The following is a 15529-nucleotide window of genomic DNA, read 5'->3' on the forward strand; positions in this document are numbered from 1 at the left end:
GCGCTGCGCCGATCCGAAAGCAAAGGGGAACCGACCTGCAAGTCTGTTGTTGTCCTTCACACAACGGAGATAGCACCATGGCAAGAGACGCGTGCACAACGCCGACAAAAAGAAGGCCGTCGAAAGGGCAAAGAATTTCAAGGCCGAGGGATAGCGGTGCAGGCGGCGCTGGACGGCAAAGCAAAGCCAGATCAGGCGAGAGGTACTTTGCCGCGCTGGCGGCGCCCAACGACATCTGTTGAACGGGGGATTGATTAAGGCGCGCACAGTGGCTTCGAAGGCGAAAGGGAAACAGCAGCCGACCGGAACGAAGCCCTCACTCATCGATGGGGAAGCGGCCAGTCGTGCTGCATCAACCACAGAAGGCAGCAAAGCCACCCTGCGGTCGGAGCCTGGAGGCCGTGGACGCGATGCTGCCTGGCCATCACAGATCCCGGCGCTGGGCTGGAAGGATATCTTCTGGCGGCTGTGGGAAGAATTCAACAAGGACCGGGTCCTGCTGGTCGCGGCAGGCGCGACCTTCTATCTATTGCTCGCTCTGTTTCCGGCGCTGGCGGCCTTCATTTCGATCTATGGTTTCGTCGCGGATCCTGTCACGGTCGCGGATCATGTCGCCTATCTGGGCGGTTTGCTGCCGTCGGGCGGGCTCGATCTTATTCGCGACCAGTTGCAGGCCCTGGCCAAGCAGAAACCGGGTGCTCTCGGAACCGGCTTCTTCATCGGCCTTGGCATCGCGCTATGGAGCGCCAACAGCGGCATGAAGGCGCTCTTCGACGCCATGAACATTGCTTATGAAGAGCGCGAGAAACGCAGCTTCATCACCCTCAACCTGATGTCGATCCTGTTTACGGTCGGAGCCTTGCTGATTGGCATCGTGCTGTTGCTGACCGTGGGCGTCGTTCCGGCATTGTTGCGCTATTTCTACCTTGATGCCTGGACCGAAACGCTTGTTGCGGCGTCCCGATGGCCGATCCTGGTTTGCACCACGCTGACCGGCATTTCCCTGCTCTATCGCTTCGGGCCGAGTCGGGAGCATGCCAAGTGGCGATGGCTGAGTTGGGGAGCCTTGATCGCGACCACTGTCTGGATCGGGGCATCGTGGCTCTTCTCGTTCTATCTGCAGCATTTCGCCAACTACAACGCCACGTACGGATCGCTTGGCGCGGTGGTCGGCTTGATGATGTGGACTTGGATTTCAGTCATCATCCTTATTGCCGGCGCCGCCATCAACGCGGAGATGGAACATCAGACGGCCGTCGACTCGACCACGGGCCCTGCCCTGCCCATGGGCAAGCGCGGTGCGGTCGTCGCCGACACATTGGGCAAGACTGCGGATTGATATTTCGGCTCGCCGGATCCCCTCTGCAGTGCTTGCCGGTCCGAACGCGCCGCCCACGCATTTGATTTTGGCCTACAGCCGCAATGTTCGCAGCGTGACTGAATAGCGATGCTTGGCCAAAGGCGGAATGCTGTGTTCCCATTCGCTGCGCGCCGGGCCTGACATGAGATAGGCTGACCGCGGTTCAACCGTGATGGTCTGACGATCCCATCTGTCGCCGTTCTTGCGACGCAGCCTGAAATCACACGGTGCCAGAAGCGACACGCCGGCAATCACCTCATAGTGCGGTTTGTCGCGATGCCACCCAATGCCGGCGCCTGGCCGATATTCGTTGATCAGCACCTGAGCCAAGTTCTGTTCAGGGACGCACGCAAACGCAGCGACCTTCTGCCGAAGCGGCAGAAGAAATTCCGGTATGGGCGCCGCCTCGACCACCTGGCGCCGCTGATAGTCATATCGCGCTCCGAAGCTGACGACATTGCGATTGGCGAGGTGGCCGTGGAAATCGAACGGTTCGAACGCCAACTCCTGGAGCGCTGAAACGAGAAATGCCTCATCGTCAGGCGAGATCAGCTCCGGCCGGTAATGGAAGCCGTTCGGCAATGCGTTGGCCGAACCGAACAGGTCATTCTGAAAATTGGAGGCTTTCGAGATCATGCTGCACAGATGGTTTTGAAACGAATGTTGGACAAGGATCTCAGACCATGCCCTGCACTTGGCGTTTCCAACAATTTTTCAAGCGACGCGGTGCAACTGAGCGGCACCGGGGCGATCAATGTTTGATTGGCCATGCAGGAAATCCTTGAGGTGAACACCTGCGCTGCTTGCTCAATGTCCCGAAAGGATTTGTGTTCCGTCGTCCGTTTGGATCCTGCTTGTGCCGCCCTGCGTACGGGGTGGATCAATCACGGAGATCGCAGGGTTATGGCGCGATGGGACCGAGAACGAAGCGAATGACTTCCAAGGGTCCGCCATGCGCCATTGGCGCACCCGAAAATAGTTCGGACTGAACAGCGAGGTCTAAGTTTCGCTGCCTGGAAAATGTGCTTCAGCCTCATTCGGCTCAGACAGGTTCACCTGAAATAGGCAGACCAGTCCTGACTTTTCGAAAGTCAGCACCACGCGTCCAGCGGAATCGGAGTCGAATATGCGCTCCAGGAGCTGGGTGCCAAACCCCTTGCGCTCGACCGGACCAACGGTTGGGCCGCCAGTCTCTCGCCATTCGAGTTCAAGTTGGCGTTGCTGTTTTTGACCAACAAGCTCCCAGGATAGCGAAACCTTGCCGTTCGCATTCGACAGCGCCCCATATTTGATCGCATTTGTCGTAAGTTCATGAAGTGCTAGAGCACATGAAAGGGCGACGTTGGGCGGAAGCCAAACCTTCCCTCCGCTGATTTGAAATCGTTCGATCTGAGCATGTGGCTTGATCGAGGCTGTGACCAGATCATGGAGATCGGCGCCGCTCCAGTTCTTTTGCGTCAGGATATCGTGCGCCTTCGCCAGCGAGATGAGCCGGTCGGACAGGATCCGTCCTGCCTCCGGCAAAGTGGTTGCGTTGCGGATCGTCTGGCTGGCGATAGCCTGGACCACCGAAAGCGTGTTCTTGACGCGATGGTTGAGTTCGTTGACCAGCAATTTGCGATGCTCTTCGCCGCGTCTGCGGTCGGTTATATCAAGGCTGATCTGCACGGCACCAATTATGCTGCCGCCTGGGCTGCGGATCGGACGCGCGCTCGAGAGCAGAAAGCGCTCCACGCCCGACGGAAGCGTATAAGCGAATTCTTCGTTGTCGGTCAGTTCTCCGCGCATTGCTCGACTTAGAGGCCGGTCCTCCCGGCTCACGGTATGGCCGTCCTTGGTCGCCACGGTGTTGATCACGAGGTCGGGCGCGCCAAACGATTTGCGGGCGTCGGTCGGCAGACCCATGAGTTCCGCCGCGAAGCGATTGCGAATGACCTGAAGGGCTTGGGGATCATAGGTGAACCAGACCGCTGCCGGCACCGTCTCCAGTACTGTCTCCAGTTCATACCGTCGCTCGGCGATGGCGCGCTCGGCGTCTACCAGCGCCTGCGCAATGGCACCGAACTCGGCAACCGTGGTGGACATGGGCTCAACTGTGCGGCCTTGCCCAAGCGCGTCAGCGCGGGCGGCAAGGTCGGTGGTCGCCCCAGTGAAGCGCTTTCCAACAGCGTATCCGAGGGCGATCGACACAAGAAGCGCCAGGAGGCCGATCCCGCAAATTGCCGCGAGCGAACGCCACAGCGGCGCCTGCACCTCGGAAAGCGGCACGTTGGCGGTATAGAACCAATCCGAATATGAGGATCGATAGTAGCCCGCCAGCAGCGTGGTGCCCTCGAAATTGCGGGACGTGAAGCTGCCGGAGCGACCAACGATTTTTTCCAGATATTCCGGCAATCCGGGTCTGCCGGTCATCTGCTCGTGCGAGCTGGAACGTGCCACGTACCTTCCGTGGCGATCTCCAACACCAACCGTCCACCCCTCGGGCACAGCAGGCATCATGACATCGCGGACGCGCGCGGTCGGGATGGAAATCGAAAGGATCAGATCTTCGCCCGTCGGAGCCGGCACCCGTATGGCAACGGCTACACGGTGGTTTTTGGAATCCTTGCTGGCAAAGACGTCGCTGACGAAAATGCTGGACGCTCTGAGTTTCTCCAAATCCTCCGTCGGCATCGGATCCACCGGCGGCAGAACCACACCGTACCCGATCTCTGTGTTCAACAACTGATTGCGAGCTAAATCGCGCAGGACAATGATCCGGTCCGTCCCTTCGACCAGGCTGAGCGCCTCGCCGCGAAAGGCCGACAGATCGCCATTGGCCAGAGCAGGCGACTTCGACAGACCGTTGAGAGTCGTTTGCAGGTTGGCCAGTTCGCCCTCGACGACGAGCGAAACCTGCCGGGCGGTTTGGCGGGCGTCCTGTTCGAAGCGGGACCGCTCATGCACAGCATACTGGACCAGCAGATAGGCCGCGAAGAGCCAGACGGGTATCACCGCGGCCGCGATCAGACCAAGCAGGTGCGATCGAGCTGATCGACGAGGCAAAATGCTGTTTCCCCTGCCGCCTCAGAAACTTGCCCAACCATAATCGCAAGCCGGTGAACAGCAAGCGTTAGTTCAAGCTAGGGCGGTCGCGGCAGTCGAGAGAAATCCGACCCGCCGACAACGGGCTGATCCCCACAAACAATGCGTCGGACCGGCCCCTCGGGTCTGCGTGAGAATTATCCTTTGGGGCCGGTTCGCGTCGAAGCCGAATTTTTTTATCGAGGATCGGCCTTTCGGAATATCATTCCTGTCTAAGTCTATAACATTAGTAGACTTTAATCCTCGGCCCCTCGATCAGGGCTGGCAATCAAAGCTGTGCCCTCTGTTTCAAAGGATTAAGATACCATGCGAAAACTGATTTCCGCTGCCCTTGTCGGGCTTGCCCTGGCGGCCAGCTGCGCTGCAGCGCTTGGAGCCGACAAGAAAGTCGTCATCGCCTACCAGACGGGTGCCAATCCGTACAATCTCGGCATTGCCAATGGCGATCTAGCCAAGAAGACCGGCTGGAACATCGAATTCCGCCGTTTCAATTCGGGCGCCGACATCTTCGCCGCCATCGCATCCGGCGACGTCCAGATCGGCGATGTCGGATCGAGCCCGTTCGCCGCCGCCGTCAGCAGGGGCATCGACGTGAAGGCGTTCTACATCTCCTCGGTCTCTCGTGGCGGCGAAGCCCTGGTGGTGCGGCCCGAGATCAAGTCGCCGGCCGACTTGCGGGGCAAGAAGCTCGCCGCAGCACCCGTCTCGACTGACCATTACCAGCTTCTCGCCGTACTCAAGCAGGAAGGAATCTCGGAGAAGGAAACCCAGGTCATCGCCATTCCGCAGCCCGAAATCGTCGCCGCCTGGAAGCGCGGTGACATCGATGGCGCCTTCGTCTGGGATCCGGCACTCTCCGAACTCAAGAAGAACGGCAAGGTCCTGCTCACAGCCGGCCAGGTCGCCGATCGTGGCGCTCCGACCTTCAGCGCGCTTGTCGTGACCGGTGAATTCGCCAAGGCCAATCCCGACTTCCTCGGCCAATATGTCCGGCTGATCGATGGCTACACAACGTCATATCTGACCAACCCAGCTTCCTGGGGACCGGACTCCGAGAGCGCCAAGGCGATCGCCAAATTGCAGGGCGGCACGGCGGCCGAGAATTCGGAACAGCTGAAGACGACGGTTGTTCCACCGCTCGACGAGCAGGTTTCCGATAAATGGCTGGGCGGTGGTGACAAGAGCGCTGTTGCGAAAATCCTCAAGGACACTGCGGGCTTCCTGAAGGACCAGAAGAAGATCACCGCCATCAAGGACAGCTACGCCGCAGCCGCCGACTCGCAATATGTGCAGGCTGCCAAGGCCTCCAACTAGACATCCCTGAACGACATTCGGTTCTGGCTGGCGGCAATCTCGCCAGCCAGACTGCTTGGAGGCCACCATGCTTCGAATTCGCGACGCCAGCGTCACCTTTCCAGCTTCCGACGGCAAGGACGTTCACGCGCTCGATCACGTCTCGCTCGACATTGCACCTGATTCCATTGTCGTCGCCGTCGGTGCTTCCGGATGCGGCAAGTCGACATTGCTCAACGCGATCGCCGGCTTCCTGCCGCTCACCGAGGGCACGATCACTCTGGATGGAAAGGAGATTGTCGCGCCCGGCGGCGATCGTGGTGTCGTCTTCCAGAAGGATACCTTGTTGCCCTGGGCCAATGTGCTGGACAACGTTGCTCTCGGCCTGAAATACCAGGGCGTGCGGCGCAGCGAACGCCATGAGCGATCAAGGCGTCTGCTGGAACTGGTCGGGCTCGCCGATTTCGCCGAAAAGCCGCCCTATGAACTGTCCGGCGGCATGCGCCAGCGCGTCGGCATCGCGCGAGCCCTGGCCACCGATCCGAAGATCCTGCTGATGGATGAGCCGTTCGGCGCCCTCGACAGCCTGACGCGCGAGACAATGCAGCAGCTTCTGGCCTCGGTCTGGGCCAAGACCGGCAAGCAGATCCTGTTCATCACCCATTCCATCGAGGAAGCCCTCACGCTCGTCACGACCATCGTTGTGATGTCGCCCCGACCTGGCCGTATCGTTGCCCGGTTCGAGGCCGATTTCGTCCGCGAGTTTGCCAGGAGTGGCGACATCGGGCCAATCCAGTCCCACCCGCGTTTCATTGAACTGCGTCAGGAAATCCGCTCGCTGATCCACCAGCCGGAAGGCGCCCGCACAGGAACCTTGCAATGACGCTTGCCGCCAATTCCCCGACTTCGTTCCCACCTTCGACGACCCAGCACAGGCCGTCCCTCCGGCCACGCCGATCCGCGTCGACAAGCACGCTCGGCATCAGCCTGGTCACGCTGGCTGCGCTGATTGCGTTGTGGTTCATCGCCGCGCGCTTTGGCTGGGCGTCGCCGCTGTTCCTGCCGTCGCCGGCCGAGGTGCTGACCCAGTTCAGTGCCGTCTGGGCCGACGGGTATGCCAATGGCACGCTGCTCGACCACACACTCGCAAGCCTGGGCCGTATAGCGGCGGCGCTCGGCGTCGGCATTTTCCTTGGCATTCCGCTCGGCCTGCTGATGGGCCTCAATCGCTGGGTCAAAGGCATCTTCAGGTGCCGATCGATCTCTACTGGGGCTTGCCGCCGCTGGCCTACCTGCCGCTGCTGATCATCTGGCTGGGCATCGGCGAGACTTCCAAGATCGTGCTCCTGTCGCTGTCAACCTTTGCCCCAATCTGCTTTGCCGCACAGGCCGGTGTCCGGTCTGTGCCCGCAGAACGCATCAATGCCGCCCTGTCGCTAGGCGCCAGCCGACTGCAACTGTTCACCAGCATCATCCTGCCGTCCGCGTTGCCGGAAATCATGACCGGCCTGAAGATTGCCATCGGTGCCGGATTGTCGACGCTGGTCGCGGCCGAGCTCATCGCGGCCCAGTCGGGCCTTGGCTACATGATCATGTCGGCCGCCAATTTCCTCGCCACCGACGTCGTCTTCGTCGGCCTCATCGTCATCGCAATCCTTGCCTTTGGCTTCACCAGCGGCATGCGCTGGTTGGAGCACCGCCTCATCCCCTGGAAGGGCAAGCTCTGACGCTTACCTGCCCACCCATTCCACATCGCTGAAGGAACAATCCGATGCCCAGCAAGCCGCTCGACCTCTACTGGTACCTGCCGACGCATGGCGATGGACCGTATCTCGGCACCGACGAGCGGCACCGCCCGGCAACCTTCGGCTATCTCAAGGAGATCGCCCAGGCCGCCGACCGGCTGGGCTTCAAGGGCGTGCTGCTGCCCACCGGGACGCGGTGTGAGGACGCCTGGATCGTGGCGGCCGGGCTGATCCCGCTCACCGAACGGCTGAAGTTCCTCGTGGCGCTCCGGCCTGGCAGCGGAACACCGGCCCTATTTGCGCGTCATGCCGCCACCCTGGACCGCATCTCCGGCGGCCGCGTCCTGCTCAATGTCGTCACCGGTGCAGATCCAGCCGACCTCGCCGGCGACGGCAACAAGCTCAGCCATGACGAGCGCTATGCGCAAACCGACGAGTTCCTGACCATCTGGCGGCGGATCCTTTCGGGTGAGCCGGCGGATTTCGAGGGCAAGTACCTTTCTGCCCACGGCACCGACATTTCCTTCCCGCCGGTTCAGCAACCCCATCCGCCACTCTGGTTCGGAGGCTCTTCCGACGCGGGTATTGCGATCGCCGCCAAGCATGTGGACACCTATCTGAGCTGGGGCGAACCGGTGGACCAGCTCGCCGAAAAGATCGATCGCGTCGGGAAGGCGGCGGCTGCACAAGGTCGCACGATCCGTTTCGGCCTTCGCATTCATCTGATCGTACGCGAAACGGAGGATGAGGCCTGGGCTGCTGCCGACCGGCTGATCAGCCACGTCACCGACGACCTGATCGCCGAAGCCCAGAACGGATTTGTCCACATCTCGGAATCCGTCGGGCAGAAGCGCATGTCGGCGCTTCACCAGGGTAGGCGCGACAGACTGGTCGTTGGTCCGAACCTGTGGGCGGGACCGGGGCTGGTGCGTGGCGGCGCGGGAACGGCCCTGGTCGGCAATCCCGACAATGTCGCCGCGCGCATTCGCGAATATCAGGAGATCGGCATCGAAACGATCATCGCGTCGGGCTACCCGCATCTGGAAGAGGCGTTCAACGTCGCCGAACTGCTTTTCCCCAAACTCGGGTTGAGTGGCGAAGCCGCACCCGTGGAGCGAAGCTGGGACGTCGAGTTCGGACGCGCTGTGCCTTCCAAGGTCGCAGCATCCGCATCGTGACGTCCTGTCTGCTCCGCGCTCGGAACAGCCACACCTACTGGTGACATCGAAGGACTGAGATAGGGCCGGCAGCAGATCGGCAGCTTAGGGGAACGTGGCATCCCGGTGGACAGTCCGCGTCTTGCGGACTCCGTCCTGCGGTGGGACATTCGTCAATTCGTGGGCGAATGGCCTGCATTTGCCAAACCTGCCAAAGTCGAAATTTCGACCCGCCACCCCTTCCAGACCTTGACGAAAATTGGTGCGCCTGTTTGAGACCGGGGCAATGGGGACATTTGCTCCATGGGGAGAAGAGCAAGCGGTGGGCAAGCTGTGAAGCGCGTTTTTCGATTGTTTGCCGCGGTGATCATGGCGTCCGGGGTGACCGGCTGCACTAGCATTTCCTACTACGCGCAGTCGTTGGAGGGTCATGTGCAGATCATGGCGGCGCGCGAAAATGTTGGAAAACTGATCCATGATCCTTCGACGCCTGAGGCATTGCGCACCAAGTTGACGTCTGCAAGCAGCATACGACAGTTTGCGTCAGATGAACTGGCACTGCCCGAAAACAACAGCTACCGCAGCTATGTTGACATCGGCAGGGACGCTGTGACCTGGGCCGTTTTTGCCGCGCCGCAATTCTCCCTGACGCCACGAACATGGTGCTTTCCTGTGTTCGGCTGCGTTCCGTACCGGGGTTACTTTGCTCGGAAATCCGCGACTGACAGCGCTGTCGAGCTTCATCGACAGGGGCTGGACGTCTATGTCACAGGCGTCACCGCCTATTCCACACTGGGCTGGTCCAGTGACCCGCTGCTAAGCACCATGCTTCGTCAGGACGACACGTATCTCGCAAGCCTTGTCTTTCATGAGCTGGCGCATCAGCGCATCTATGTGAATGACGACTCCGCATTCAATGAGGCTTTCGCGGTTGCCGTCGAAACCACCGGCGTAAGGAAATGGTTGCGCGCAGCTGGCGATCGGGCCGGATTGCGCCGCTACGAAGCCGATCGCAAGCGCCGTGCCGATTTTCTTGGACTGGTGTCGAAAACTCGGGACGAATTAGGGCAGGTCTATGCAAGTCCCCGTACCCCGGAGCAGATGGCGGCTGCCAAGGCAGCGACGATCGACAAGCTGCGGACACGCTACAGGCAAATGCGCGACAGGCGCTGGGCCGGATACCGGGGGTACGACGCCTGGTTCGATGCCCCGATCAACAACGCAAAGCTCGCCGCGACCGCTGTCTATGGCGAACAGGTTCCGACGTTTCTTCGCTTGTTCGATCTGTGTTCCGGCGACTATCCAAGGTTCTACGCTTCTGTTCGGCGGATCGCCGATTTGAACAAACCTTCCCGCGCCGAAGCGCTTAAGGCTGCGGCCACGTGTGATTGACTTGAACAAGCAGGGGAGCACGGTCTCTGGAATGTTCCGATGTCAGATTGGGGACCAAAAGGAGACGGTCCGATTTGGGAAGCTACGTCGCGAAAGTTGCCGTGTTCACGCATCCTTCGTATGTTCTCGTATGGTCTGGCGACCCGAAGAAGAGACCCGACTAATGCAGACCAAAAAGCACTGCCCGCCGGCTCGCGCTCTCCGGGACCAATATTTTACTGATACGGCCCTTTGAGGTTCGATTTTTCAACTGCATGGCAAAGGCGATTTATCAGCCGGACAAGCTCTTCGCCTTGTTCAGCGACGATCTCGCCGCGCTCACGCAGACGCGCGTCTGCAAGAGCCTGCCACAATCGGGTTTGCCGCTCGCAGAGATCCGCGAGGTCGGAGCATTCCTGTCCATTCAATTGCAAAAGGTCGCGCGCTGTCACTGGTCCGATGCCCGAAGGCGTGGTTGCGCCCAGTGAAAGATACTCTGGCGGCACGGTGCCTTTGGCGTTCGTCACCGATTTTTGGCAGATGACGTCGAAGATCTGGTCGACGGCCTGCCTGGCGCCGGCGACGCGCGAAGGGTGATCCGTATCGGCCGCGGCATGCGGCAGGAGTTCAAGCTTGCCGCCATGCCTCTCGACAAGGTCGAGATAAGGTAGCATAGGCCCGGAGAGGCTGCCGGTCGACGCATCCCTGAACAGGTCGGCATCGATTGCCGCATGGCGCACAAGTCCTGATGACAGGGCGTCGTCAAGAGCTCGAACGTCGACAAGCTCACCGCGATCGTAGTTGACCAGCACCGCGCCCTTGTTCATGCGTGACAGGACATCCGCACCGATGAGCCCGGCATTGGCGCAGCGGCCGGTCTGCGCATCCTGCTTGCCCAGGCCGACATGGACGCTCAGCACATCGGCACCTTCAGCCGCGTCGGCGAGGTCCGCCGCGAAGGCAAAGCCCTCGGCTTCTACCCAGTCGCGGTGCCGTGGCCGGGCATGGATCACCACCCGCATGCCGAAGGCACGGGCGAGCTTGGCCACTTCCCTGCCGATATTGCCGTAGCCGATAACCGCGATCGTCTTGCCTTCGAGTTTTTCGGTCGGGAAATCACGCAGCTCCCTGCCGGTGTCGAAATCGCCACGTGCCACCCGGTCGTGAAGCAGGCCGACCGGGAGATCCGGCAGCACTTTCAGGATCGCCTTCATCACCATCTGCGCCGTCGCGCGGCTGTTGATGCCGGGCGTGTTCATCAGCACCGCGCTGCCGCCGTCGCCGCTGCCGCCGCCCCAGGAGCGCGAGCCCATATTGCCGGTGCCGGCGCCGATCCGCACGCCGGCGAGCGCAAAGACGGTCTCGGCAGGAAGGAAGGTCGCTGCCGCGATGACGGCGTCATAGCGGCCGTCGCCGGCCGCTTCGATCAGCTCCTCGCGGGTGCTGAGGTCCGGCTGGTAGAAGAAATGCACCCGGCCCCGCTCGAGCCCCGTTTTGTCGCCAAGCGCGGACAGGTGGAAGCGGCCGCCTTTAGCTTCGATATGCGCACGCGCTTCGCTCGGGTCAGGCTTGCCGTCCGGTCCGAAGCGCAGGCCGACCAGATCGCAGATCAGCACGGCGTAGACGCTTTCCGGATCGATCGGCTCCACGGCCAGCGTATTGGTGTTTGCGGTCACGTCGTTTCCCCATGCAAGAACGGAAAGGCCTGCCGGTACAGCAGCGCGCTCTGAGTAATCAGAACCTATCCGCCCGGAAGGGGGTCAGATCGATCGCTGGCGGCAAACCGGCGGCAAGTTGCGACACGATCTTGCCGGTGACAGCCCCTCCGATCAGGCCCTGATGGCCGTGGCCGAAGGCGTAGATGACGTTCTTCGCCCGCGATGACCGGTCGATGACCGGAATGCTGTCGGGGGTTCCCGGCCGATGTCCCATCCAGCGCGTGACCTCGCCGACCTCCAGCTTCCTGAACATCGGCTTCGCTTGGTTCAGGAGAACATCCGCCCGGATCATGTTGGCGGGCGCCTTCAGCCCGGCGAATTCGACATTGCCGGCGATCCGCAGACCGTCCTCCATCGGCGAGGCGACGAACTTGCGGTCAGCGGAGATCGTCTGGATGCGCAGGCCGGTATCGGCACCCCTGACCATGATGTGGTAGCCACGCTCGGTTTCCAACGGAATGCGGTCGCCGAGCTTGCGGGCAAGATCACCCGACCAGGCGCCGGCGCACAGCACCACGGTTTCGACCGGCATGCGCCCGCCGCCTTCCAGCCGCAGCGCCGAGGGACCATTGGCCCCCATATCGAAGCCGAGCACTTTTGCCCTGATGAAGCGGGCGCCCTGACGTGCCGCATGTTCGGCGAGCTTGGCGACAAGACGGCCGGGGTTGGGGCACTGCCCTTGTTCGGGCAGATAGACCGCACTCTTGAAGATCGGCGCCAAGGCCGGTTCGAGCTGGCGGATTTCGTCGGCATCGAGAATGTCGACCTTGACGCCGTGTTCGCGCCGCAGCCGGAGCCCATAGGCGCCCTTCGACGGACCATCGGCCGTTTCATGGACGAAGAGCTGGCCGCGCTTCTGCAGCAGATCCTCGCAGCCGGCGGCCTTGATCAGCGGCTCGTAGCATTCGAATGTGTAGCGGTGCAGCGAGCGCATCGCCGCCGATATTTGCTCGACACGCGGCTTGCGGCTGGCGGCTAGGAAGCGCAGCAGCCAGGGCAGTGCGTGCGGCAGATAGGCGAGCCGCACGATCAGCGGACCTTCCGGATCCATCAGCCATTTCGGCACGTTGCCAAGCACGCCGGGCATCGAGTTCGGGATGCAGGATCCCGGACAGATGCCGCCGGCATTGCCGAATGAGCATTGCTCTTCCGAACCCGGCAACGCCGGATCGACCACCTCGACGGCAAAACCCTGCTCAAGCAAATAGTTCGCGGTGCAGACGCCGATGATGCCGGCGCCGATGACCGTCACCTTGCCGCGCGGCGTGCCTGTAGATGTCATGGCGATCGATCCGTTGTGCCGATCAGGGCGCGATCGCGCTCGGCGTGCCGGCGCGGAAGGCCGGCAGCGACCGCGCCACCATCTGCTGCAGCATGCGGAAATCGGAGAGATAGGCCATGAAGCGATAGCCCATCTTGCGCATGTCGACGCCGTAGGCGACCGAACCGCAATGGATGCCCGGAATGACACCGGCCTCCTTGCACTTCGCGGCAATGTATTCGATTGCCTCGTAGACCGCCGGATAGCGCGGATCGAAGCCAGGTGCCTCGCCCATGGTCACAGCAAGGTCCGACGGACCGACGAAAATGGCGTCGAGGTTCGGCGTCTTCAGTATGTCCTCCAGGTTCTTCACCGCCTGCTCGCTCTCGATCATCGCCATGGTGATGATGGTATCGTTGGCGTGCTGGAAATAGTCCGCGCCGGCATAGAGCGAGGCGCGCAGCGGGCCGACGCTGCGGCCGCCCTTGGGGAAATAGCGGCAGGCCTTGACGAAGGCGTCCGCTTCCTCCGCAGTGTTGACCATCGGGCAGATCACGCCATAGGCGCCGGCATCGAGCACCTTGCCGATGATTGCCGGGTCGTTCCAGGGCACGCGCACCATCGGCGTGGTGTCCGTCGTCGAGATCGCCTGCAGCATCGGCACGGCGTCGACATAGTCAGTCGCGCCATGCTGGAGGTCGACCGTCAGCGCGTCCCAGCCTTGCTGGGCCATCAGTTCCGCCGAGATCGACGATGGAATGCCGAGCCAGCCCGTAACCACTTCGCCGCCGGCGGCCCAGATATCCTTCACCTTGTTCTTGCGCATAGAATTCAAGTCCTTTGCTATTGTCGGGAATTCAAAATCAGGTCCGCCGCTTTTTCAGCGATGGCGATGGTGGTGATGTTGGTGTTGGCGGCGACGATCGTCGGCATGATCGAGGCATCGACGACGCGCAGGCCCTGCACGCCGCGCACCCGGCATTCGGCATTGAGCACTGCCAGTGGATCGCCATCGGCACCCATCTTGCAGGTGCCCGAGACATGCCAGCCCGACCAGACGGATTGCTTGACCCAGTCGGCGATCAGCTCTTCATTGCCGAGCATCGCCTGGATGCGATCGGTGGTGCCGAACTTGCGCTTGAGCAAGGTCTCGCGGAAGAACGGCGCGTAGTCGAAGAGATAGGCCGCGGTCGCGGTCTTGATCCAGTTCGACGGCTTGCGGACGCTGAGTGCACGCGCCTCGTCGCTATAGCCAGCCAGGAACCAGGTGTTGACGTGCTGTTGGACGTCGGGCGACTGCATGATCTTGCAGATGCGCTTGAAGCCATCGACCAGGCGCATCAGGTCGCGACCGTCAGAGGCCATGTTCAGATCGACGATCGGCTCGTCGGTCTGGACTGCCGACTTCAAGGTGACGGTTCCGCGCGAATAGGATTTGTTGACGCAGACATTGAGCGCGCCCATTGCCTTGCCAAGCGGATGCCAGCCGGCGCGGTTGACCGGCATCAGCAGCATGTCGCCGGGGTGGCAATCGGCGTAGTTGGAAGAATATCTGACGCCCAGAAAGATGTGACGTCGCTGACCGGGCTTCAGCCGCGCCGATTTCTTGAAATGCGCGCCGACGGCCAGATGCGGATGGTCGGTCAGGTTCTCGCCGACACCGGGGCGATCGGCGACCACTTCGATGCCCAGCCGCTTCAGTTGCGCCGCCGGCCCGATACCGGCACGCAGCAGGATGGCCGGCGAATGCAGCGCGCCGGCCGAAACGATGGTCTCGCCGGCACTGTGGACCTTTGTCTGGCCAGCGATCGTAACCTCGACACCGGTGACGCGCGTCCCCTTGGTCACCAGTCTCTCGACGAAGGCATTGGCGAAGATGTGGAGGTTCTTGCGGGCACGCACCTCGGCGTCGAGATAGCCGATCGCGGTCGAGACGCGGCGGTCGTTCTCATTCGACAGCGGCAGCGGGAACGAGCCGTCCTCGAAACTGCCATTGTAGTCCGGCCGGTAGGGGTATTCGCTTTCCGTCACCTTGAGGACGGACCTGGTGAAACCGGCCCAGTCCCGCGGAAAGACGCGGCGGATCGGAATCCTGCCGGTCTTGTTGTGAAGCTCGCCATCGAAATCGAGATCGCGTTCGAGCTTCTTGAGATAGGGCAGCATGCCGTCCCAACCCCAGCCGGGCAGACCGAGACCTTCCCATTCGTCATAGTCGTGCGGCATGCCGCGCACGGCGAACTGGCCGTTGATGCTGGAGCCGCCACCCATCACCCTGGCCTGTTCGAGCTTGGCCGTCTTTACCACCTGCGCGTTCTGCTTCGGCGAGCGGTTGAAGACGCGCAGTTCCGTCCAATGGTATTTCGGGTCGAAATAGGAAAGGCCGGGATAGCTGTCAGCGATCACGTCCGGAACATCGTCCGGCGGCGTGTCGGGCCCGGCTTCGAAAAGCGCGACTTGCTTCGTGCCGTTCTCCGAGAGACGGCTGGCGAGCACGGCGCCCGCCGAGCCGCCGCCGACAATGATGTAATCGAATTGCATGT

Annotated in this window: 12 protein-coding genes and 1 pseudogene; 6 read left to right on the forward strand and 7 right to left on the reverse strand. The window is 61.7% G+C overall.

What is annotated here, in order from left to right:
- The first annotated feature begins 268 nt into the window (after positions 1 to 268).
- The gene (locus tag AC0ZT5_RS08395) at positions 269 to 1339 is read left to right on the forward strand and encodes a YihY/virulence factor BrkB family protein (RefSeq protein WP_488496043.1); all 1071 of its coding nucleotides are present in this window, start codon (positions 269 to 271) and stop codon (positions 1337 to 1339) included.
- Positions 1340 to 1411: 72 nt separating this feature from the next.
- Here AC0ZT5_RS08395 and AC0ZT5_RS08400 read toward each other — a convergent pair whose 3' ends face one another.
- From AC0ZT5_RS08400 to AC0ZT5_RS08410, 3 genes are all read right to left on the reverse strand, one after another.
- Complete coding sequence (locus AC0ZT5_RS08400) at positions 1412 to 1996, reverse strand: alpha-ketoglutarate-dependent dioxygenase AlkB (protein WP_488496044.1); 585 nt, start codon at positions 1994 to 1996, stop codon at positions 1412 to 1414.
- Entirely contained in the window at positions 1993 to 2130 is a 138-nt protein-coding gene (locus AC0ZT5_RS08405) for a hypothetical protein (RefSeq protein ID WP_488496045.1), read from the reverse strand. Before AC0ZT5_RS08405 ends, AC0ZT5_RS08400 begins: the two co-directional genes overlap by 4 nt.
- A gap of 229 nt (positions 2131 to 2359) precedes the next feature.
- The gene (locus AC0ZT5_RS08410; RefSeq protein ID WP_488496046.1) at positions 2360 to 4405 is read right to left on the reverse strand and encodes a sensor histidine kinase; all 2046 of its coding nucleotides are present in this window, start codon (positions 4403 to 4405) and stop codon (positions 2360 to 2362) included.
- A gap of 345 nt (positions 4406 to 4750) precedes the next feature.
- Between AC0ZT5_RS08410 and tauA the strand changes: the two genes are divergently transcribed.
- From tauA to AC0ZT5_RS08435, 5 genes and pseudogenes are all read left to right on the forward strand, one after another.
- Complete coding sequence (tauA, locus tag AC0ZT5_RS08415; protein ID WP_488496047.1) at positions 4751 to 5758, forward strand: taurine ABC transporter substrate-binding protein; 1008 nt, start codon at positions 4751 to 4753, stop codon at positions 5756 to 5758.
- Positions 5759 to 5825: 67 nt separating this feature from the next.
- Positions 5826 to 6620, forward strand: coding sequence for a taurine ABC transporter ATP-binding protein (locus AC0ZT5_RS08420; RefSeq protein ID WP_488496048.1), 795 nt, complete (start codon positions 5826 to 5828; stop codon positions 6618 to 6620).
- Positions 6617 to 7464, forward strand: a pseudogene (locus AC0ZT5_RS08425) (ABC transporter permease subunit). The gene AC0ZT5_RS08420 and the pseudogene AC0ZT5_RS08425 overlap by 4 nt, the downstream one beginning before the upstream one ends.
- 44 nt (positions 7465 to 7508) lie before the next feature.
- Positions 7509 to 8660: an FMNH2-dependent alkanesulfonate monooxygenase gene (gene ssuD, locus AC0ZT5_RS08430; RefSeq protein ID WP_488496049.1), complete on the forward strand. Its 1152-nt coding sequence runs from the start codon at positions 7509 to 7511 to the stop codon at positions 8658 to 8660.
- Between the two features lie 348 nt (positions 8661 to 9008).
- The gene (locus AC0ZT5_RS08435) at positions 9009 to 10031 is read left to right on the forward strand and encodes an aminopeptidase (protein WP_488496111.1); all 1023 of its coding nucleotides are present in this window, start codon (positions 9009 to 9011) and stop codon (positions 10029 to 10031) included.
- A gap of 215 nt (positions 10032 to 10246) precedes the next feature.
- Here AC0ZT5_RS08435 and AC0ZT5_RS08440 read toward each other — a convergent pair whose 3' ends face one another.
- From AC0ZT5_RS08440 to AC0ZT5_RS08455, 4 genes are read right to left on the reverse strand one after another with little or no spacing between them, the layout of a single operon-like run.
- A complete protein-coding gene (locus tag AC0ZT5_RS08440) occupies positions 10247 to 11686 on the reverse strand; it encodes an NAD(P)-dependent oxidoreductase (RefSeq protein WP_488496050.1) in 1440 nt (479 codons plus the stop codon).
- 58 nt (positions 11687 to 11744) lie between these two features.
- Positions 11745 to 13010 carry an NAD(P)/FAD-dependent oxidoreductase gene (locus AC0ZT5_RS08445; protein WP_488496051.1) on the reverse strand — a complete coding sequence of 422 codons (1266 nt, stop codon included), beginning with the start codon at positions 13008 to 13010 and terminating at the stop codon, positions 11745 to 11747.
- Positions 13011 to 13032: 22 nt separating this feature from the next.
- Positions 13033 to 13815 (reverse strand): HpcH/HpaI aldolase family protein, encoded by a 783-nt coding sequence (locus AC0ZT5_RS08450; protein WP_475452239.1) that lies wholly within the window; start codon positions 13813 to 13815, stop codon positions 13033 to 13035.
- A 17-nt stretch (positions 13816 to 13832) separates the two neighbouring features.
- A complete protein-coding gene (locus AC0ZT5_RS08455) occupies positions 13833 to 15527 on the reverse strand; it encodes a GMC family oxidoreductase (protein WP_488496052.1) in 1695 nt (564 codons plus the stop codon).
- Between the last annotated feature and the right edge of the window lie 2 nt (positions 15528 to 15529).

The sequence above is a fragment of the Mesorhizobium sp. CNPSo 4670 genome, from assembly GCF_057784235.1.

Excerpts from the sequence above, each read along its gene's own strand:
- AC0ZT5_RS08455 (WP_488496052.1), bottom strand. The coding sequence starts at position 15,527 with ATGCAATTCGATTACATCATTGTCGGCGGCGGCTCGGCGGGCGCCGTG.
- ssuD (WP_488496049.1), top strand. The coding sequence starts at position 7,509 with ATGCCCAGCAAGCCGCTCGACCTCTACTGGTACCTGCCGACGCATGGC.
- AC0ZT5_RS08420 (WP_488496048.1), top strand. The coding sequence starts at position 5,826 with ATGCTTCGAATTCGCGACGCCAGCGTCACCTTTCCAGCTTCCGACGGC.
- tauA (WP_488496047.1), top strand. The coding sequence starts at position 4,751 with ATGCGAAAACTGATTTCCGCTGCCCTTGTCGGGCTTGCCCTGGCGGCC.
- AC0ZT5_RS08435 (WP_488496111.1), top strand. The coding sequence starts at position 9,009 with ATGGCGTCCGGGGTGACCGGCTGCACTAGCATTTCCTACTACGCGCAG.
- AC0ZT5_RS08405 (WP_488496045.1), bottom strand. The coding sequence starts at position 2,130 with ATGGCCAATCAAACATTGATCGCCCCGGTGCCGCTCAGTTGCACCGCG.
- AC0ZT5_RS08450 (WP_475452239.1), bottom strand. The coding sequence starts at position 13,815 with ATGCGCAAGAACAAGGTGAAGGATATCTGGGCCGCCGGCGGCGAAGTG.
- AC0ZT5_RS08445 (WP_488496051.1), bottom strand. The coding sequence starts at position 13,010 with ATGACATCTACAGGCACGCCGCGCGGCAAGGTGACGGTCATCGGCGCC.
- AC0ZT5_RS08400 (WP_488496044.1), bottom strand. The coding sequence starts at position 1,996 with ATGATCTCGAAAGCCTCCAATTTTCAGAATGACCTGTTCGGTTCGGCC.